General features: G+C 65.1%; 18 protein-coding genes. 8 read left to right on the plus strand and 10 right to left on the minus strand.

The window, feature by feature from the left end; translation table 11 throughout:
• Nucleotides 1-109: 109 nt before the first annotated feature.
• From Pla123a_RS21040 to Pla123a_RS21060, 5 genes are all read left to right on the plus strand, one after another.
• On the plus strand, nucleotides 110-493 hold the full coding sequence (locus Pla123a_RS21040; protein ID WP_146590670.1) for a hypothetical protein: 384 nt from the start codon (nucleotides 110-112) through the stop codon (nucleotides 491-493).
• A 305-nt stretch (nucleotides 494-798) separates the two neighbouring features.
• Nucleotides 799-2019 (plus strand): hypothetical protein, encoded by a 1221-nt coding sequence (locus Pla123a_RS21045; protein WP_146590672.1) that lies wholly within the window; start codon nucleotides 799-801, stop codon nucleotides 2017-2019.
• A gap of 233 nt (nucleotides 2020-2252) precedes the next feature.
• Nucleotides 2253-3722 (plus strand): Gfo/Idh/MocA family protein, encoded by a 1470-nt coding sequence (locus Pla123a_RS21050; protein ID WP_146590674.1) that lies wholly within the window; start codon nucleotides 2253-2255, stop codon nucleotides 3720-3722.
• A gap of 259 nt (nucleotides 3723-3981) precedes the next feature.
• Nucleotides 3982-5340 (plus strand): nucleoside permease, encoded by a 1359-nt coding sequence (locus tag Pla123a_RS21055; protein ID WP_261342773.1) that lies wholly within the window; start codon nucleotides 3982-3984, stop codon nucleotides 5338-5340.
• A 76-nt stretch (nucleotides 5341-5416) separates the two neighbouring features.
• A complete protein-coding gene (locus tag Pla123a_RS21060; RefSeq protein WP_146590676.1) occupies nucleotides 5417-6877 on the plus strand; it encodes a sulfatase family protein in 1461 nt (486 codons plus the stop codon).
• A 4-nt stretch (nucleotides 6878-6881) separates the two neighbouring features.
• Here Pla123a_RS21060 and Pla123a_RS21065 read toward each other — a convergent pair whose 3' ends face one another.
• The gene (locus tag Pla123a_RS21065) at nucleotides 6882-7319 is read right to left on the minus strand and encodes a 3-hydroxyacyl-ACP dehydratase FabZ family protein (protein WP_146590678.1); all 438 of its coding nucleotides are present in this window, start codon (nucleotides 7317-7319) and stop codon (nucleotides 6882-6884) included.
• Nucleotides 7320-7380: 61 nt separating this feature from the next.
• Here Pla123a_RS21065 and Pla123a_RS25375 point away from each other — a divergent pair, with 61 nt between their 5' ends.
• Entirely contained in the window at nucleotides 7381-7596 is a 216-nt protein-coding gene (locus Pla123a_RS25375) for a DUF433 domain-containing protein (RefSeq protein ID WP_146590680.1), read from the plus strand.
• Complete coding sequence (locus Pla123a_RS21075) at nucleotides 7593-7913, plus strand: DUF5615 family PIN-like protein (protein WP_146590682.1); 321 nt, start codon at nucleotides 7593-7595, stop codon at nucleotides 7911-7913. The genes Pla123a_RS25375 and Pla123a_RS21075 overlap by 4 nt, the downstream gene beginning before the upstream one ends.
• 49 nt (nucleotides 7914-7962) lie before the next feature.
• On the opposite strand, the gene Pla123a_RS21080 is transcribed toward Pla123a_RS21075, so the two are convergent.
• The 9 genes from Pla123a_RS21080 to Pla123a_RS21120 all read right to left on the minus strand — a co-directional run bounded on the left by Pla123a_RS21080 (nucleotide 7963) and on the right by Pla123a_RS21120 (nucleotide 18364).
• A complete protein-coding gene (locus Pla123a_RS21080; RefSeq protein WP_146590684.1) occupies nucleotides 7963-8649 on the minus strand; it encodes a methyltransferase domain-containing protein in 687 nt (228 codons plus the stop codon).
• Between the two features lie 57 nt (nucleotides 8650-8706).
• Nucleotides 8707-10209, minus strand: a complete 1503-nt coding sequence (locus tag Pla123a_RS21085; RefSeq protein ID WP_146590686.1) for a phytoene desaturase family protein — start codon at nucleotides 10207-10209, stop codon at nucleotides 8707-8709.
• Nucleotides 10210-11017: 808 nt separating this feature from the next.
• Nucleotides 11018-11470 carry an IS200/IS605 family transposase gene (tnpA, locus tag Pla123a_RS21090; protein WP_146590688.1) on the minus strand — a complete coding sequence of 151 codons (453 nt, stop codon included), beginning with the start codon at nucleotides 11468-11470 and terminating at the stop codon, nucleotides 11018-11020.
• A 359-nt stretch (nucleotides 11471-11829) separates the two neighbouring features.
• On the minus strand, nucleotides 11830-12867 hold the full coding sequence (locus Pla123a_RS21095; RefSeq protein ID WP_146590690.1) for a DUF1559 family PulG-like putative transporter: 1038 nt from the start codon (nucleotides 12865-12867) through the stop codon (nucleotides 11830-11832).
• On the minus strand, nucleotides 12867-13613 hold the full coding sequence (locus Pla123a_RS21100) for a hypothetical protein (RefSeq protein WP_146590692.1): 747 nt from the start codon (nucleotides 13611-13613) through the stop codon (nucleotides 12867-12869). Before Pla123a_RS21100 ends, Pla123a_RS21095 begins: the two co-directional genes overlap by 1 nt.
• A 103-nt stretch (nucleotides 13614-13716) precedes the next feature.
• A complete protein-coding gene (locus Pla123a_RS21105) occupies nucleotides 13717-15108 on the minus strand; it encodes a phytoene desaturase family protein (RefSeq protein ID WP_146590694.1) in 1392 nt (463 codons plus the stop codon).
• A 175-nt stretch (nucleotides 15109-15283) separates the two neighbouring features.
• Entirely contained in the window at nucleotides 15284-15535 is a 252-nt protein-coding gene (locus Pla123a_RS21110) for an acyl carrier protein (RefSeq protein ID WP_146590696.1), read from the minus strand.
• Nucleotides 15536-15635: 100 nt separating this feature from the next.
• Nucleotides 15636-16880, minus strand: a complete 1245-nt coding sequence (locus Pla123a_RS21115; RefSeq protein ID WP_146590698.1) for a beta-ketoacyl-[acyl-carrier-protein] synthase family protein — start codon at nucleotides 16878-16880, stop codon at nucleotides 15636-15638.
• Between the two features lie 122 nt (nucleotides 16881-17002).
• A complete protein-coding gene (locus Pla123a_RS21120; RefSeq protein WP_146590700.1) occupies nucleotides 17003-18364 on the minus strand; it encodes a hypothetical protein in 1362 nt (453 codons plus the stop codon).
• On the opposite strand from Pla123a_RS21120, the gene xylB reads away from it, so the two are divergent.
• A complete protein-coding gene (xylB, locus tag Pla123a_RS21125) occupies nucleotides 18324-19856 on the plus strand; it encodes a xylulokinase (protein WP_146590703.1) in 1533 nt (510 codons plus the stop codon). The two genes, Pla123a_RS21120 and xylB, sit on opposite strands and share 41 nt — an antisense overlap.
• The last annotated feature ends 25 nt before the right edge of the window (nucleotides 19857-19881 follow it).

Below are 19881 nucleotides of genomic sequence, written 5' to 3' on the forward strand. Positions count from 1 at the left end.
CGCGGGAAACCCGCATTGACCGTGTCGAGACTGAGATCCTGGCCCACAGGCCGATCCCCTGCCAAACCTCTGTGAGCGGTCGATGCCAATCCGGAAGATTTGCGCAGCAATGCTCGCCATTTTGCTGCTCACTGTATCGACTGCCAGGTCCGGCAGCCCAATGGGTCTCCCCAACCGTCGGGTTCAGATCTACGTACTTAGCGTCTTCAACCTCGGAGACGAGGACTTTGGGGCGTGTTCGCCAGTCTCGATCTGGTACGACAAGACCAACGATCAGCGGACCCGCATCGCGTTCGTCGAGGACGAGATCGACGGCTACGGCGAGATGTGGCGGCCGCGACCTGGCAGGCGGCGTTGGTGGCGGCGGACCTGTGCGGCCGGAACCTGGCGGGCGTGCGAATCTTTCAAGAGCGGAGCGGGCGCGTTGACGGGCCGAGCGCAGGGCGATAACTACGATTGGGGTGCTTGCCGCCCTGCGGGGCGACACCGTTAAACCGGACGTGGCGATGACCGGCACTATCAACCCCGACGGGCGGTCGGCCCGGTCGGCGGGATCTACTACAAGATCGCCGGCGCCGCCCAGGCCGGCATGAAGACCGTGCTCATCCCTTACGGCGCCCGCACCGAGTGGAATGCCGAGGTCGACAAGAACGTCGACCTGGTCCAGCACGGCTCCGACCTGGGCTTGGAAGTTCATTTGGTGGGCGACGTCTACTCGGCCTACAAGCTGGCTACCGGCGCCGCCCTCCCCCGCCCTCCCCCGCCCTCCCCCGCCCTGCGCCGGCGTCGGCGACCGCGTTGGAGAACCACGTCTATCAGAGCATCCGCATCTGCACGGACGAGTGGCTCGTCCGGTATCAGGATCAGCTCGCCAAGTACAAGGAGGTCCCGTCGGAGTACCACAGCGACTACTCCGATGAGCTCATCGCGGACGCCGCCGAGGCGGCTGGGCGGATCCACGCGATGGTCGCCCAGGGGCAAGCGCCGTCCGCCTACAGCGCAGCCTATCAAGCCGCGTTGGCCTCTGAGTTGTCACGGGCTTTGTGGGTAGACGACAAACGGGGGAGGGATCAGGCTCGGCTGTACGTCGCCCGGTTTGCCCAGACCAATTCGAAGATCAAGAACGCGGTCCAGAAGCTGAAGAAATTCCGCCCCAAGAACCTCGGTCAGCTCGGCAAGTTGATCTACTCGTACTCTTCCCTCACGCAATCGATTTGCCAGCACGAGATCGGCCAACAAATGGTCAGCGGCGAACTTAAGATGCCCACGTACCTCGAAGACGCCGATGAAGATGAAAAAGAGTTGGAACGACTGCTCGAGGCAGTCGAGTTCCTGCAATCGTCTGCCTACGATTGCCAGATCCTGGACGACATGCTTGAGATGGGCGTCGGGATGGAAGGGAAACCCCTGCCGGAAGACATGCCCATCGAAGCGACCTCCGATTTCTTTCGGCGGGCGTCACAGGCCAACCTCAACCAGTTCGAGAAGTCGGTCATCGACAGCTCCGCGGATTCGCAGCACGTCACGTTCGAGCTGGCGCAACGGGCCATGCTCTGCAAGGATATCGACTACCTGCTGGTCTGGTGGGAGGCAAACAAAGCCCAGCGGCAGATGCTGTTGATGTTCGACGAGACCACCATTGAGTACGCCCGACTCGGCATAGCGATCTCCAGCTACTCGTACTCCTACCTCCTAATGGCCAAGTACTACTCACTCGGCGTCATCTACGACGAGGATGAAGTGATAACCGGCGTGCGCCGCGAAGCCGCCCTCGACTACATGCTCGACTTCTCTGAAGACCAGGCCCGCCGCAATATCCAGTTCTTGACGAGCAACGGCGTGGACGCCTCGGACGTGATCTTCAGTCAGATGGGGGCGTCCCGACTTGCATCGGGCGACACGTGCGACCGGCTCATGGCGCTCCAGTACCTCTGGGAGGGCAATATTGGCGCCCGCACACTCGCCTACTTGGGTGGGTTTGCCGATGTCGGGACCCCACCGAACAGCGCCGCCCCGTAAAAAACACCTCCCAACCGACTTTTTACGTCACCATTTCATGGTTGGTGGTATTAGTCAGGTGGGTCGTGTGTCTGTGCCGATATCGAGCCCCCTGCTGCGCGGGCCATTTATTGCAGACACACCGCCATCGAGCACTAGATTTCGGTTATTATGTCTAGCTGCTCATTCCCGACCGGCTGAGTTGCCGCGTCGTTGGATTTAAGATGAGGTTAATCGCACAGGAGGATCACCCGATGCCACATGAGTCCGTCAATCGCCGTGGCTTTCTAGCCACGACCGCAGCGGGCGCCGCGCTCGCCGCAGCGCCGGCGGTAGCCGCCAGCGGGGCGAACGCCAACAACCGTCTCCGTCTTGGTTTCATCGGCGTGGGTGGCCGCGCGCAGACCCACATCAACTCGGCTCTCGCCCTGCAGAAGGAAGAGAACTTGGTTGAGATCGCAACCATCTGCGACGTCTTTAACCGCTACCGCGACACCACCGCGAAGCACGTCGAGACCGAGTCGGGCAAGCGTCCCAAGACGACCGGCGACTACCAGGAGATCCTGGCCGACGATTCGATCGACGCGGTGGTGATCTCCACCCCCGACCACTGGCACGCCAAGCAGACGATCGACGCCCTCAACGCGGGCAAGCACGTCTACTGCGAGAAGCCGATGACGCACTCCGTTGAGGAGGCGCTCGCCGTGCATCAGGCCTGGAAGGATTCGGGACAGGTGATGCAGGTGGGCGTGCAGTCGACCTCGCTGCCGGTATGGGAGAAGATCAACGAGCGGATCTGCAGCGGCGACCTCGGCAAGGTGATGCAGTACCAGACCGAGTTCTTCCGCAACTCCGACATGGGCCAGTGGCGTTACTACAACCTGGCCCAAGACATGACCCCCGACAACATCGACTGGGAGATGTTCCTGGGAACCAAGTACGGCCTCGCTCCGGAGATGCCGTTCGACCGCGCTAAGTTTGCCCAGTGGCGATGCTACTGGGACTTCGGCTCGGGCATGTTCACCGACCTGTTTGTCCACCGCACGACCTCGATGCTGAAGGCCACCGGCCTGCGGTTCCCGGGGCGGGTGACTGGCGCCGGCGGCATCTACCTTGAGTACGACGGCCGCACCGTGCCGGACGTCGCGACCGTCGTGGCCGACTTCAATGAAGGCGTCCAAGGCCTCGTGACCGCCACGATGTGCTGCGGCGAGACCCCCATCAAGCAGCTCATCCGCGGCCACAGCGGCTCGGTGGTGCTCGGCGTGGGCGAGGAGTTCACCGGCTACGACTTTGTCGCCGAGCGTCCGCAGGTCCACCACGAACGCGACCTGAAGAGCGAACGGGTGGAGGTAGGCGGGGTCAACAACTCCTCGAAGGTCCACTTCAAGAACTTCACCACCTCGGCGATCGCAGGCGACCCGAGCGCGGTCAACTGCTCGCCCGAGCTGGGCGCCGCGGCGATGACCATCGTCAAGCTCGGCTCCCGCAGCTACCGCGAGGGCAAGGTGTTCCACTTCGACCAGGAGAGCATGACCTTCTCCGACGGCAACTCCTCGTGGGCCCAGAAGTGGGAAGAGCGTTCGGCCGATCGCGGCGAGTGCTCGCATGTCGCTGGCTGGGCGGCCGAGCCGGCCGACCGGGGCAGCAAGCTGTTCCCGCGTCCCTATCAGAAGCTCGAGGGCCCGTGGATCGACGGCAAGGACCCCGCCGCCACGACCTAGGCTGCGTTTGCTGCAATCCAAGCCCCGCCGCGGCCACCGCGGCGGGGCTTTTTTTGTGGGCGGCGCCGATTGGGTAAGGCGGCGCGGCGCCCTAGGGCGCGCCCCGTGCAATATTCGTCGCTCCATCGGTAGCCCTCGGTCTTGCTAGCAGTTATTCTGTGGCGTTGAGCGGGCGGACGCTCTTCGCGCTGCTGATCTCTAGAATCACGGCCCCCGACGCTCGCAGGGCCGGTTCTCGTCTGTGTAGAAGGAGTCCAGAGTGGGTGTCGCAACACGGCTGAGCGTGATGATGTTCCTGCAGTTCTTCACCTGGGGGGCGTGGTTCGTCACGCTGTTCCTCTGCCTCGGCAATGCCGGGCTGGGTGATTTTGTCGCGAACGCCTATCAGAGCGCGCCGATCGCGGCGATCGTCGCTCCGTTGTTCCTCGGATTGATCGCGGACCGGCTCTTCCCGTCTCAGATCGTGCAGGGGGTCTTGATGCTGGTGGGCGCCGGCTTGATGTACGCCGCGGCCCAGGCGGTGCAAGCCAGCAATGGGACTCTCGCGGTGTGGCTCTTCATCGCCTACATGCTGTGCTACATGCCGACATTAGGGCTCGGCAACTCCATCGCCTTCGCCAACATCGATGACCAGAACAAGTTCCCCGCCATTCGCGTGTGGGGAACGATCGGCTGGATTGTCGCCGGCCTGTTCGTGGGAGTGCAGCAATGGTCTGACAGCGTCAACATTCTTTGGCTAGCCGCCGGTGCTTCGGCAGTGTTTGGGTTGTACAGCTTCACCCTCCCCCACACGCCGCCCCCCGCGAAGGGTAAGCCGCTCGACATGGGCAGCATGCTTATGCTCGACGCCTTCGGCTTGATGAAGAGCGTCCCGTTTCTTGTTTTCATTGTCTGCTCCACGCTGATCTGCATTCCTTTAGCGTACTACTATCAGTACGCAAGTGGAGTCATCGCACAGGTTGGCTTCGAGCAAGCCGCGTCGACGATGTCGCTCGGTCAAATGAGCGAAATCGTCTTTATGCTGCTAATCCCATTCTTCTTCCGCCGTCTGGGGGTGAAGTGGATGATCCTGGTCGGCATGGCGGCATGGGTCCTCCGGTACCTCTTGTTCGCTTTCGGCGCCCCCGAGCAGACCACCTGGATGATCCTGCTCGCCGTGCTGCTCCATGGCGTCTGCTACGACTTCTTCTTCGTCACCGGCTTCATGTACACCGATCAAAAGGCGCCGGCAAACGTTCGCGGCCAGGCGCAAAGCATGCTTGTCTTCTTCACCCAAGGTGTTGGCATGTTCATCGGTTATGCGGTCGCGGGCGAGTTGTTCAAGTCCACCATGACCACTCAAGAGGCTTACGGCGAAGCCTTGAAAGCCGTTCAGCCTAAGGAAACCCTCGGCTATCTCGAGTCATTCGGCCGGATGTTTAGCACATCCGACCTGGCCGGAATTGACCAGCAGTTGCTCTCCGAAACCATGCTGCAGTGGAAGGAGTTTTGGCTCGTGCCCGCCGGCATGGCCGCGGTCATCTTTGTGATCTTCCTGGTCGCCTTCCACGAAAAGCCCGAGGTCGAGCGGGCCGCCGCGGAGCAGCTCGCCGAGCCGCCGGCCGAAACGCCCGCCTAGCGGCGCCGCAGTGGGAGTTCCCACCCCTGGCGGGGTGGGCTGCGATAGACGGCGCCGTTTGATTGGAGGTCCTCTGATGTTGCTGCGCGCTGCGTTGTTGTTAGGAGCGGCTCTTGCCTCGGTCGCGGCCGCCGATGACCGGCCGCCCAATGTTGTGGTGATCTTCATCGACGACATGGGCTACGCCGACATCGGGCCGTTCGGCGCGGAATGCCCCACTCCCAACCTCGACCGCATGGCGGCCGAGGGCCGGTTGCTGACCGACTTCCACGCCGCCACGGCGGTCTGCAGCGCCTCGCGCGCCGCGCTGCTGACCGGCTGCTACCCGGATCGCGTGGGAGTGCAGGGCGCGTACGGTCCGCACTCGCGTGTTGGCTTGAACCCCGACGAGGTGACCATCGCCGAGCTCTGCCGCCAGCGGGGCTACGCCACCGCCTGCTTCGGCAAGTGGCACCTGGGCGATGCGCCCCAGTTCCTGCCGACCCGCCAGGGCTTCGACACGTGGTTTGGGCTCCCCTACTCGAACGACATGTGGCCGCTGCACCCCGACCTAGTGAAGCTGCCGCCGGACGCCGCCGAACGCAAGAGCCGCTACCCCAAGCTGCCCCTGTACCGCGACGAGCAGATCGTCGACCCGGAGGTCACTGCCGAGGACCAGGCCCAGCTCACCACACAGTACACCGAGCACGCGGTCGAATTCATTGACCAGCACGCCGACCAGCCGTTTTTCCTGTACCTGCCGCACTCGATGGTGCACGTGCCGATCTTTGTTTCCGACAAGTTCAAGGGCAAGAGCGGCGCCGGCCTGTTTGGCGACGTTGTGATGGAGGTCGATTGGTCGGTTGGACAGGTGCTCGACGCGCTCGAGGCCAACGGCATCGACGACAACACGCTTGTCGTCTTCACTTCGGACAACGGACCCTGGCTCTCGTACGGCGACCACGCCGGCAGCGCCGGCCCGTTCCGCGAGGGCAAGGGCACCATGTTCGAGGGCGGCTACCGCGAGCCGTTCATCGCCCGCTGGCCCGGCAAGATCCCCGCGGGCACAACCAGCGACGAGCTCGCCACCACGATGGACCTGCTGCCAACCATCGCCGGCCTGATTGGCGCCGAGGTCCCCACCGACCGCAAGATCGACGGGCAGGACATCTGGCCGCTGCTCTCGGGCGACGCCGACGCCGGATTCACCCACTCGCCGTTCTACTGCTACTGGCTCGGCGAACTCCACGCCGTCCGCGACAACCGCTGGAAGCTCCACTTCCCCCACAAGTACCGCACGCTCTCGGGCCGCCCCGGCGGGACCGGCGGCGTGCCGGTCGGCTACGATCAGGCGACTATCGGCCTCGCTCTGTTCGACCTCAAGTCCGACCCCGGCGAGACCACCAACGTCGCCGCCCAGCACCCCGACATTGTCGAGCGGCTGCAGGCCATGGCCGATGAGGCCCGGGCGGACCTCGGCGACCGGCTGACTGGCGCCAAGGGCGACGGCGCCCGCCCGGTGGGCCGCGTCGAACGCCAACGCCAAACCCAACGCTAAACGGCTACTGCGGCTCGGCCAGCGTGCAGGCGAACTCGAACCGGCACGCCAGCCTGCCCGCCGTAATGTTGGTGACCTTGGCCTTCATGAAGAACGCGTCGGCCAGCCGCTCAGTCAGCTCGACCGTGTACTCGACCGTGTCGCCCGGCCGCACCATCTGGCGGAACTGCACGTTGTTCGCCCGGGTGGCGACCGGCACCTTGCCGTCGGTTTCGCTGCCGAGCATGCCCGACAGCATCACCGCGCCGGCCTGCATCGCGCCCTCGCATAGCAGCACGCCCGGCATGATCGGGAAGTCGGGGTAGTGCCCGGCGAACCAGAACTCGTCACCGCTAAAGGTCTTGGTGCAGGTGATCGTGTTCTCGCCCCGCTCGGTGACCTCATCTATCAAGAGGAACGGCGGGCGGTGGGGGATGGCGTTGGTGATTTCTTCGGAGGACATGAAAACCGCGGCAATTCGTGCAAGGTGGACCTGGGCGCCCCAGGGGTTCTATAATCTAGGTATGAGCAACGTTATCAAGGTCGATCCGGAAATCCTAGGCGGCGCGCCCTGCTTCGCGGGCACGCGTGTGCCGGTCGTGTCCCTATTCGATTGGCTGCAGCGGGGGCACAGCATCTCGTACTTTCTAGAGCAGTTCCCTTCCGTGAGACGCGAGCAAGTTGTCGAACTCTTGGAAGAAGCAAAGGCTCAGACGATCCCACACACGACGGCCTCATGAGGTTGTTGCTCGACGAGAATCTGCCGCACGAGTTCCGCAATGACATAGTGGGGCACCAATGCGAGACCGTCGCCTACAATGGGTGGAGCGGGAAGAGAAACGGCGACCTCCTCCGCACGGCCGCCGCCGCCGGGTTCGACGCGTTGGTCACGAACGATTCGAATATCCCCCATCAGCAAAACATCGCGGCGTTACCGCTGTCGATCGTAAACCTGCTGGCGCCCACAAACAACCTCGAAGACCTGAGGCCGCTCGTGCCGGCGTTGCTAGAGTCGCTTCAAGCTCTTGAAGCTAACCAAGTGACCTACGTCAGGTAACGAAGCTACTATCTGCCTGAACGTGTAACACTGGCGAGTGCGTCGTGGCCTACACAGCCCCCGTCTGTCGCTCCCAAACCAAACACTCCTTCTCATCCACGCGGCCCGACGCCCCCAGGCCGAAGGCCTTCGGGTGGATGTTCTCGACCTTAAACGTCAGCCCGGTCGCCAGGCCCCACTCGAACGGGGCGGCATTGAGCTGCAGCGTGCGGTAGCCCCCCATCGCGATGTCGCCGTTGGCGGTGATTTGTCGTCGCCAGACGGGCGTCCCTAGGGCGTAGGTGGTCACGGTTCGGGCACGGTCGTTGGTGATCACCGCGTGCTTGAAACGGTCGAGCTGTCCACGGAACCGGTGCACGCAGTCGAGCGGCCAGTGCTGCAGCACGTCCTTGATCACCAGCAGGTCGGCCGCGGGGAGCTCGTCGCGGTTCGCGTCCAGGCAAACAAACCGCCGCCGCTCGTTGCCAAACCGCGTGTTGAGGTCGTCCACCAGGTCGGGCACGACATCCACGCCGGTGTAGTCGACATTGTCCCAGCCGAGGTTTTGGGTCGCCGTCCAGTCGCCGCAGCCGACGTCCACCACGCTGCCGACCGACCTGCTCTCGGCAAACTCCGCCAGCCACGCGTGGTACTCGGCGGTCGCCTTCGGCACCGAACCCGGCCCGCTGCGGCTCTCGCTGCCCCAGGCGTGCGAGCTGTAGATCATCGAGAACGCCTGCTCCGCAGTCTGACCCATGCTTGTCCTGCACTGGGATGAATCTTGTTGCCCGCCCGCGGCTCGTCCTTGTGAGTCCTAGCCCGCCGACACGTCCTCAACCACGCTCCGCTCCACCTCGCCCGTGTTGCGGCTGGCGTTGTTTTCCAGGCAGCCGTCGACCTCGTTCGCGACAATCACGCCGTAGTTCATTGCGCCGAGCCAGCCGCTCATGATGATGCCCACGCTGCCCGCGTGGTACAGGCCCTGAACTTGCTGCGGCAGGGCCCGGCTGACCGCAAGACCCTCGAACTTGGTGCCAAAGCTCGAGCCGGCCGGGTGGTGCGTGTAGTGCTGGAAGCTGCGGGGCGTGCTGGCCTCAACATGGCAGACCCGCTCGCGGACGTTCGGCAGGTACTTGTCGAGCGCGTCGAGGGTGGTCTCGCACAGGTCTTGCTTGCTCGCCTGGTACTCGTCCTCGGGCAGGTCGGCCCAGTCGGAGTAGTTGGCGTTGGTGCTGCTGACGACCAGGCACCGCGGGTCCTTCTGCGGGCGGGTCTTGGGGTAGTAGAAGCTGTAGGTGCGGCTGGTGATGTCTCGCGACAGCAGGGCCTCGGTGTGGAAGGTAGGCGCCGTGCTGCTGAAGAGCAGGTCGCCCAGCTCGTTGACGTCGAGCCGCTCGTCGTCGTTCATCGCGATGTAGACCTGCGTGCTGCTGTTGTTGAGCCGCACGGCCTTGGCGTCGTCGATGAACCCGCGGTCGAATTTCTCCTCGCCCACCAGGTCGAAAACCGTCTGCCGCACGTTGGCGTTGCTCACCACCGCGCCGCAGCGGATGGTGTGCGTGGCGCCCTTGGCGTCGATCTCGACCGACTCGACGCCTCCTCCCCCCGGACCGCCCTTGGTGTTGATCCGCTTTACGTCGCAGTTGATGCGGATGTCGACGCCGGACTTCTTCAGCTCGTCCTCCATCTGGCCGATCAGCTTGTCGGTGCCCCCCTGGAAGGTGAACACGCCCTTGGACATGAAGTTGCTGAACACGATGCCGTAGCTGATCGCCGGGTCCTCCAGCGTGCTGCCGTTGGCGTAGGTGATCGGCTCCATCAGCAGCCGCGTGACGTCCTCGCGGCCGGGGAAGAACTTCTCGAACAGCTCGCCGGTGGTCATGCCCTGGTCGTCGTAGAAGTTCATGCCGCGGGCGGTGTCGAAGAAGTCGTTGACCGTCTGCGGGGCGACGTTGAATTTTTCGATCAGCTGCTTGGTGAAGTCTTCCCGGGTAAAGCTGGTCCAGAGTGAGAACATCGGGTTGTCGAACCGGACGCCGTCGAGCTGCACGATCGACTCGGCGATCTCTTTGGACCAGTACCGGCGGCAGCTCTTCACCATGCCGAACGGGAAACCGTGCAGCGAGATGTCGAAGATGTGCCCGCCCGGCCGCTTGAACCAGGTCGCCATGCCGCCCAGCTTGTAGTGCTGCTCGACGAGCAGCACCGAGCGGCCCTGCCGGGCGAGGATATTGGCCGAGGTCAGCCCGGCCAGGCCAGAGCCGATGACGATGACGTCGTAGTAGTCCTGGGCACCTTTGAGGAAATCGCGTGGCATAGCGGGCGTGTTGCGTGGGCTCGTCGAGTGGGTCTGGTGTCCGGGATCCGTCTCGGAGAATCCAGTAGTTTAGCAGTTTACAGCGAGGGGCTCGATGGGCGCCGGCGGGGCGACTTTTGTCCCTTATTCGCGCATCCATTTATAGGGACAAAAGTCGGGCTCTGCAGCGGCCCCTGAAGTGCGTCCCACGCTTGTATAGCAGCGTCTTCGTCACATTGGGCGACTCGTCCGACGGCGACTTTTGTCCGTATTTGCACACTGCAGGGGACAATAGTCCGGGTTGAGGAAAAGACTAGCGGCAGAACCCGCAGCCACCCCTTGTATACCGCCGTGGGTGGCTCTTTGCGATCTAAAACGGAGCGGAGAATCGAGAGAGTGGGGCCCGAATCGGAATCTTGCATGGGGCATTGCCCAGGGCTGTGATAGCGCCCCGTTGGGGCTTTGATCCGCTGGCGACGACAACCGGAACGCGGGGCCCATTCCTTGGCCTGAAGGGCCAATCTACTGCAGCCCAGGGCATCGCCCTGGGTTGCCGACCGGGTTCAACCAATAAAACCCTGAACGGACGCGCTAATCCCAACCGCAGAACTAGCGCGTCCCGTTGGGACTCTCTGGACCCTTGGCGTCCGCCATCCCAGGGAGTTGCCCTGGGCTATGATAGCGCGCCCCGTTGGGGCTGTTGTTCGCTGGCGACGCCAACCGGCGTGCAAGTCCGCAAGCCTTGGGCTGAAAGGCCAACCTACTACAGCCCAGGGCATCGCCCTGGGTTAGAGACCGGGTTTAACTATCGAAGCCCTGAAGGGGCGCGCTATTCCCACACGTAGCGTTCGTCGAACTCAATGCCGTACCGCTCCAACAACGTCCGGTACTCTTCCTGGAATGACGCCTGACGATGATGTTCGCGCTGTCCCTCGATGTACCGCACCAAAGCCGGCAATTGGCTGGCGCCAACCGAGAAGGCGCCATATCCGTTCTGCCACGCGAACGCCTGGTAGGTTTCGCCCCTGGTCTTCACCCATTTCGACGAGTCTTGCTTGATACCTTGCACCAAGTCGGCCACCGAGACGGTGCGTCCCAGCCGGCACGCCAGATGAACGTGATCGTCAACGCCGCCCACCTTAATCGCCGGCGCCCCCATCGACCGGCAGGCCTTCGCCAGGTAGGCGTGCATCTCCGCTTCGATTCCCTGGTCGATCCAAGCGCGGCGATGCTTTGTCGAGAAGACGAGATGCACCAGAACGTTGGATAGCGACTGAGCCATGAATTGATCCCCAGGCGAGGCATGCGGCGAACCGTTTCATGGTAGTCAGCGTAGCGTGTGCCGTTGGGACTTTTTTCACACTTAGGCGACCGACCTCCCAGGGCGTTGCCCTGGGTTACCGACCGGGTTCAACCAACAAAGCCCTGAAGGGGCGCGCTAATCCAAGGCATCTTAGCGCGTCCCGTTGGGACTTCTTGATTTCATGGCGTCCGCGTACCCAGGGCGTTGCCCTGGGCTGTGACAGCGCGCCCCGTTGGGGCTGTTGATCGCTGGCGAAGCGAACCGGCGTGCAAGACCGCAAGCCTTGGCCTGAAGGGCCAACCTAATACAGCCCAGGGCATCGCCCTGGGTTGTCTGGGTCACCTTATGTCTTGAACCTCCCCATCCGCACGATGCCCCATCCGCCGGAAGGCCTCGGCGTCGACGTCGTACGCCACGAGCCGGGCGGAGCCGTCGCACCAGGAGAGGATGACGCCCGCGTCGTGGGCGCTGCCGAACAACTCACGCGGCAGCGTCTGCTGCAGCGAGGTGACGCCCGGCAGGGTGCGGAAGTCGGTGGAGTCGTGCCGCGGCATGTGGGTCGGGGTGACGCCGTCGTAGTAGGTGGAGCGGACGATGTCGTCCTGGAAGCCTGCGAGCATGCACCAGTCGTCGGCCAGCCAGAATTCGTCCCCCGCGTAGACCTCGACCGGCACCCACCGCTCCCCAAGGGCGATCGTCTTGGAGAGGCCGTCGGTGATCATGCGGGCGGGGACCGCGCGGCCGCAGTACGAGACCCCGCTGAACTCGCTCGCCGGCGGAGGGAAGTCGTCCCGCACCTCGTCGTACGCGCGGGGGCTGATCTGCAGGCAGCGGCCATCGAAACCCGTCTGGTCACCGGCGGAGATCGCGTAGTCGGAGCGGGCGGTGAGCGGCGGGTCGTAGCTGAGCACCCCGCCCTGGCCGTCGCCACAGATCGAGTCCTGCCTGATCCGCTTATCGTAGGGCCCGCCGTCGCGACGCGTCGGGCAGTTGGCGATCGAGATCGTTAGCGCGTCGCGGCGATTGAGCGCCGTGACGCGTTCGGCGCCGGCCAAGCCCTTGCCCATCGCCGAGATGGCGCCGTCCTCGACGTAGGGCGCGACAGCGAAGAACCACCCGCCGGGCTGTTCGGCCCCGACGCCGCGGTCGGGGTCGCCGGTCCAGTTGCCCGCCCACCCGGAGGACGGGTACCGCGCGTGCGCCGACTCGAAGTTGGTAAGTGCGAGCGTCAGGTTCTTGAGGTTGCTCAGGCACTGGGTACGCCGGGCCGCCTCGCGGGCCGACTGCACCGCCGGCAGCAGCGGAGCGACCAGCACGCCGATGATCGCAATCACTACGAGGAGTTCGACCAGGGTGAACGCGGAACGCCGTGCCATTACTCCTCCGGCGGCTTTGAGACGATCCACAACGCCACCCCATCGGTGGGTGGCGTGTCGGGCATGGAGTAACTCTTTACTCCATTAGCTAGGTTCTCTGAGTGAACAAATCGCCGGTTCAGCAGCACCAGCTGATCGCCCGGCTCACGCTCGACCGATGTGGCTTGCACCTCGGTGCCGAGGCTGAGCAGCCGCCCGTCCTTGTCGAGCGGCCACTGATCGGGTGTCGCGTGGATTTCGGCGCTGACGGTATGTTCGCCGCTCCGAGGTGCGGCCTTCATCGAAGAGCTGCTGCTTGCCGAGGGCTTGATACTGAGACCATAGGCCGCATCTCCGCTTGGCCTCTGCCAGGTTGAGAGCGTGATCAGCCACTCGCCTGGGGAAAGACCAGTAGCGAGGATCTGGTGGTCAAAGCCGTGGCTCGTGTCGGCGTTCGGAAAGATGGGTAGCGGGCTCACGCCGCTTTCCGGTAGCTCGTTCACCTGCACGGCGACGCCGTAATGACCGCCGGGCGGCAAGTAAATCCGCCACGTCCAGTCACTATTGAACCGCCGCGGCCGCTGGATCGCCTGGATCTTGGTCGGGTCGTCGATGTTGAGCACGCCGGCTTCTTGACGCAACCGCCGAACCTCTTCCCTTAGTGGCGCCAGGCGGACGATTACTAAGCCCATGACCACGACGGTGGCGAACAACAAGAGGTTCAACAGCGAGAAGCGGAACCGCCATGGTGGGGGCGTGTGGGACATGCGGCAATTGTAGCAGGCGCGGGGAAACGAGTCCTGTTGGGACTCTTTGCCGTTATGGCGACCGAACACCCTAGGCGTAGCCCTCGGTCGCGTATTGGTAGGATCAATCCCGCAAACAGTGCATGTTCGCCATGCCGATGCCGCTGACGATGCTGCCGATAATGCCGACGAAGCCCTGGTCGGTGCCGCAGATGAAGAGGTTGTCGAGGTGCGTCGCGCCGTCGAGCTGCTTCTCTGGCGCGCCGTACACGGCGCCGTTGTCGTGCCCGGTGAAGCGGACGATGGTGGTCGGGCTGAACATGTCGGTGTCGACCACTCGGGCGCGGTAGTCGGGGACGAACCTCACGGCGGAGTCGACAATGCGGTCGTACCAGCGGTGCTTGGCGAGCTGGTACTCCTCATCGGAGAGGTTGTTCCACCAGTCGAAGTTGGCGAGCACCGTGATCCGCATCACGCCCTCTCCTAGGGAACCAGCGAGCGACTTGTCGTACTCGAAGTTGTTCGGGCTGCAGATCACGCCGCTCCGCAGGTCGCACGGATCAGCGGGCGGGGTCCAGTCGAATTCGGCGTGGTCATTGAAGAACGTGATCGTGCGGTCGTAGCCGAGCTGCTTCGGGTCGACGTCCAGCGTGCTGATGGTCTCGCAGAAGCTGAGCTTGCCGGGCGCGCGGGAGTCGACCACCGGCGCGCCGTCGTCGCAGAGCCGCATGGTCTCGAACCAACCGGCGGACGACAGCACGCGGCGGGCCTGAATCTGTGTGCCGTCCTCGAGCTCGACGCCCGCCACGCGACCTCCGTCGGTGATGATTCGCTTCACCCCGGCGCGGAGCTTGAGCTCGCCCCCCATCGCCTTGTACTTCTTGACCAGGTTCTTGAGGATCAGCCGCACGCCGGCGTGCGGGCGGCCCAGGCCCTCGAGGAAGATGCTGCGGAACATGATGCAGAACTGGCCCCAGTCCATGTCGTGCTCGCGGGCCGAGCCGTAGAACATCAGCGGGCAGAACAGCATCTCGACCAGAAGCGGCTCGGTCAGGTAGCTCGACACCACCTGGCGGGCGGACTGCTGCTGGTGCTCCTCGGAGAGGTCGTCGTAGTCGACGATCGCCTCGACGAAGCGGCGCCAGTTGTCGGCCTGGGCGGGGAACTCGCGGGCGACCTCGGCGGCCAAGAGCTCCGGGTCGTTGTCGAACTTGAGCCGCGCGCCGGGGAACACCACCTGCGAGCCGATCTGTGGCGAGATCTGGAAGTCGTCCCACGAGAAGCGGAGCTGACGCAGCAGCCGGGCGAGCGGCCCCTTGCGGGCGCCCTTGGGCGTGATGTTGGTCAGCGCGTGCAGGCCGACGTCGTAGTCGCGGCCGCGGAGGCGGTAGAAGCTGTTGAGACCGCCGATGGTCCAGTGCTTCTCAACGATCAGCACCCGCTGCTCGTACATCGCCAGCCGGATGCCGGCCGCCAGCCCGCTCATCCCGGCGCCGATGATGAGGGTGTCGTACATGAGGTGAGGCAGGCGTTGAGAGTTCTTCCCTCCCTCTCAGGGAGGGTCGGGGGGAGGGTCGGGCGTTCAAGAGAGCGAAGCCCTCCTGTACTGCGAACCTCTACCCTCCCCTAACCCCTCCCTGCGGGGGAGGGGGATAGCGCGGCCGGTGGCCGCGGAGACTAAACCGTCGCCGCTACAGGTTGACCATCATCGGTTCGAGGTAGGCGACCGTGCTGTCCATGCTGGCCAGGTTGACGTAGTCGTCCTCGGGGATCTGCACGCGGTGCCGCTTGCGGAGCTCCATGACGATATCGAGGAAGTCCATGGAGTCGAGCTCCATCTGCTCACGGAAGCTGACGTCGTCCTTCAGGCCGGACAGGTCCTCGTCCGGGGCGATGTCGGCGAGGATGTCGAGGATCTCGTTGCGGATTTCTTCGCGGGTCATGAGTTGGGCTCTTGGCTGTTAGCTATTGGCCGTTGGCTTCGGCTACCGCGGCGTGACCCTGTGAGCCAACAGCCGATAGCTAACAGCCGACGGCTCCTGGTCACACTTTGTTGATAATCACGACGGAGTTGATTCCAAGCATGCCGAACGAGTTGTTCAGCACGCTGGTCACCCCGCTGGTTTCGAAAGGCTCGTTGAGGACTAGCCCGGGGACGTCGCACTTGGGGTCGAGGTCCTCGACATTGATTGTCGGGTGCACGACGCCGTCAGTAAACGACGGGAGGTTGCCAGCCAGCTCGAGGGCGCCGGCGGCGCCCATCGCGTGGCCGATGAAGCTCTTGGTGTTGTTGATGCGGGTCGACTGGCACTCGCCGAACACGGCCCGCAGCGCGGTGCACTCCTGGATGTCGCCGCTCTCGGTGGCCGTGGCGTGCGTGCTGACGATGCCGATCTGGTCGGCGTTCATGCGGGCGCGGCCGAGGGCCATCTCGACGCAGCGGGCCTGCTGCTTGGGGTTGGGCAGCACGAAGTCGCTGGCGTCGGAGTTCATGGCGTAGCCGGCGATCTCGCCGTAGATCCGCGCGCCACGTTGGGCGGCGTCCTCGTACCGCTCGAGGGTGTACAGGCAGCCCCCCTCGGAGACCACGATGCCGTTGCGGCCCTTGTCGAACGGCCGCGAGGCGCGGGTCGGGTCCTCGTTGGCGGCCAGCGCGCCCTGGCTGGCGAAGCCGGCGAAGATGCCGAACGTGTGGATGCTCTCGGACACGCCGCCGCAGATCGCGACGTCGCACTCGCCGAGCCGCAGCATCTGCGCGGCCTGGATCAGCCCGGCGTTGCCTGCCGCGCACGCCGCGCCAATAGTGTAGTGCGGGCCGGTGATGCCCATGTTGAGCGTGATCTCGCCCGCGGGGTTGTTGGCGACCGTCCGCGGGTTGTGGTGGTGCGACCAGACGCTGGTGTCGTAGTCGTAGGACTTGATCTCGTTGATCTCGTTCTCGGTCTCGACGTTGCCGTGCTCGGTCACCCCGATGTAGACGCCCACCCGTTCGGGGTCAACGTTCGGCCAGTCGAGGCCCGAGTCGTTCACGGCTTCGTTGGCGCAGTAGATGCCGATGCTGCCAGCGCGGGTGCCGCGGCGGACGTTGCGGCGGCTCTGGTGCTTGGTCTCGTCAAAATCGCAAACGCCGGCCAGCGTCTTGCCGACGTAGCGGATCTCGTAGTCGCGTACGCCGCTGCGGCCCTCGAGCAGCGCGGCGCGGTACTCGGCCAGCGAGTTGCCGTTGGGCGCGGTGAGGCCGATGCCGGTGATGACGATCCGATCGGTGGGCGATGCGGTGCTAATCATGCAGGAAACAGGCCGCAGGGCCGGTTGTGGTCGGGTGTGAACAAGCGATTCAACGTATCCGCTCGCCCGCAGATTGACAAGCGGCTCGCCCGGACTGAATCCGGCCCCTGCCGCCGCATTAATTACCGCTTGGGGGGCTCGTACTGTTCCACGCCCAGGTGCCGCAGGTAGCAGCTCCGCTGCCGCTGGCGGCCGACCTCGTCGGTCAGGGTGTCCCAGCGGTCGGCCGCTTGCCGCAGGGCGTCGAGCGGCTCGGATTGGCCGTCGATCGCCTGCTGGACCGCGTCGTCGAGCGCGACCAGGTACCGCTCAACCTCGATCAGCCGTGGGGCGACCAGCCGGAGTTTGTTCTGCCAGGCGGCGTCCAGCGCGGCGGCAAACTCGCGGCCCAGCCCCGCGGCTCCCTGCCCCTGCCAGTCGTCCGGCAGCCGGGAAAGCGAACGCCGGACATTCGCGACGTGACGGCTCGCCTGGGCTAGCTGCCGGGCGTTGCTCTTGCCTGCCAGCCAGGCGGCCAGCTTGAACGCCGCTGCGCCGTTGCGGGACGCGGCCGTGACGCCGACCAGGCGGCCGTCGACCCCGACCAGGCTGACCCGCCGGGGCGCCCCGTTCACGGTGATCCACTCGTTCCGCACCGGGTGATAGAAGCGGGACGCCCCTGGCAGCGGCGATACCCGCACCCCTTTGGCGGTCCCTGCGACTGCCTCCGCGGGCCGGCTGGGGACTACCAGTTGGGCCGGCGCCTGGTCGGCCGGCGGCGCAGCGACGAGCGCCTCGAGCGCGGCCACAAACGGCTCGCTGGTGATCTTTGGCGCCATGCTCTCGGGATCGAACAGCACCGACTCGCGTAGCTCGTGCACCGCCAGCGGCGCGGCCTGTGCGAGCAGCCGCCACGCGGGGCGGAGCGGGCCGGCCTGGGCGACCTCGGCCCAGCGGACCTCGCCTTCCCCCTGAGAGACCGCCAGCGGCGTCACGCAGCCGAGCGGCAGGGCCATCAGCCGACCTCCGTACGAGATCAGCTGCTCACGCACCGCCGGGTAGAGGTCCTCGACCGCCAGGGCGTCGGAGCGGAGTGCGCTGTCGCGGACAGGACGCAGCGTGCCGGCATCGCACAGCCCGCCGAGCGCGAGCGGCGAAAAGACGATTAGGTCGGCCGTGGCGCCGCCGTCCTCAAGCGGGCGGACCTCGAACCGCCCGCCGCTCACCTCGCGCCACTCGCCGGCGAGCAGCTCGATCGCGGCGGCCAGCTGCGGGTCATCCCCAACACCGATCGTCAGCGTTACACTAGCGGCAGACGGCCGCGGATGGCCGGCGTCGGCGGGCTTCGGCTTGTCCGCCTGGGGCCGCGGACAGCCCGCCGCCAACACCAACACCAACAGCCCGCCCAGCGCGATGCGACGCGTCGCCCGCGGGCGGCTCCTCCTCTCGAAGGCCCCCTCATCCATGAGCGCGTCGTCTAAGAACGTATTCCTCGGCGTCGACATCGGCACGTCCGGCACAAAAACGATTGCAATCGATGCCGCCGGCAACCTGCTGGCACAGGCGTCGGCGGCGTACCCCTGCCACCATCCCAAACCGCTGTGGAGCGAGCAAGACCCGGCCGACTGGCGCGCGGCGACCTTCAAGACCATCCGCGCGGTGGTGAAGAAGGCCGAGCTCAAGCCGGCCGACGTCAAGGCGATCGGGCTGTCGGGGCAGATGCACGGCTCGGTGTTCCTCGACAAATCGGACGACGTGATCCGCCCTGCCCTGCTGTGGAACGACCAACGCACCGCCGCCGAGTGTGACGAGATCGAAACCCGAGCCGGCGGCCGCAAGAAGCTGATCAAGCTGGTCGCCAACCCGGCGCTGACCGGCTTCCAGGCGCCAAAGATACTGTGGCTGCGGAATCACGAGCCGAGGAATTTTGCGAAGCTGCAGAAGGTTCTGCTGCCCAAGGACTACGTGCGGCTCCACCTGACCGGCGAGAGGGCCACCGAGGTTTCCGACGCTAGCGGCACGCTGCTGCTGGATGTCGTGAACCGACGGTGGTCGAAGCCGCTGTTGTCGAAGCTCGAGCTCGACGCCTCGCTGCTGCCGGCGTGCTACGAGTCGGAGGAGGTCACCGGCAAGCTGCTGCCGGCGGTCGCCAAGCAGCTCGGCCTGTCGACCGACTGCGTGGTGGTGGGCGGAGCGGGCGACTGTGCGGCGGGCGCAGTCGGCAACGGCGTTGTGCAGCGGGGCGTGGTAAACAGCTCGCTGGGGACCTCGGGCGTCGTCTTCTGCCACAGCGAGACCCCCGAGTACGACCCCGACGGTCGGCTGCACACGTTCTGCCACGCGGTCCGCGGCAAGTGGCACATGATGGGCGTCACGCTCTCGGCGGCCGGCTCGCTGCAGTGGTACGCCGACGCCCTCTGCAAAACGGCGGGCGGCAAGTCGGAATCGTTCGACAAGCTGGTCGCCGAAGCGGCCGAGACCGCTGTCGGCGCCGACGGGCTGTTCTTCCTCCCCTACCTGGCCGGCGAGCGCACCCCGCACGCCGACCCGCTCGCCCGCGGGGCGTTTATTGGGCTGACCCAGGCGCACGGTCGGGGAGAGTTGACCCGGGCGGTGCTCGAGGGCGTGACGTATTCCCTCCGCGACTGCCTAGACATCATGACCGGGCTGGGGGTCACGGCGAAAGAGGTTCGCGCGACCGGCGGCGGCGCCCGGAGCGAGTTTTGGCGTCAGCTGCAGGCCGACGTATTCGGCAAGCGGGTGGTCTCGATGCAGGCCGACGAGGGGCCGGCGTTCGGCGTCGCGCTGTTGGCGGCGGTGGGCGCGGGCGAGTACGCCAGCATCGCCGAGGCGTGTTCCGCTACAGTCCAGACCGCGACCGAGTCGAAGCCACAGGCCAAACCCCGCCGGTTCTACGACCGTGGGGTCGAGGTCTACCGCTCGCTTTACCAATCGCTGAAGGACGACTACCGCCGGATTGCCGAGCTCACAAGCTAGGGCTGAGAACTCCGGCCCGCTTCGG

It is taken from the genome of Posidoniimonas polymericola (genome assembly GCF_007859935.1).
Lineage (GTDB): Bacteria > Planctomycetota > Planctomycetia > Pirellulales > Lacipirellulaceae > Posidoniimonas > Posidoniimonas polymericola.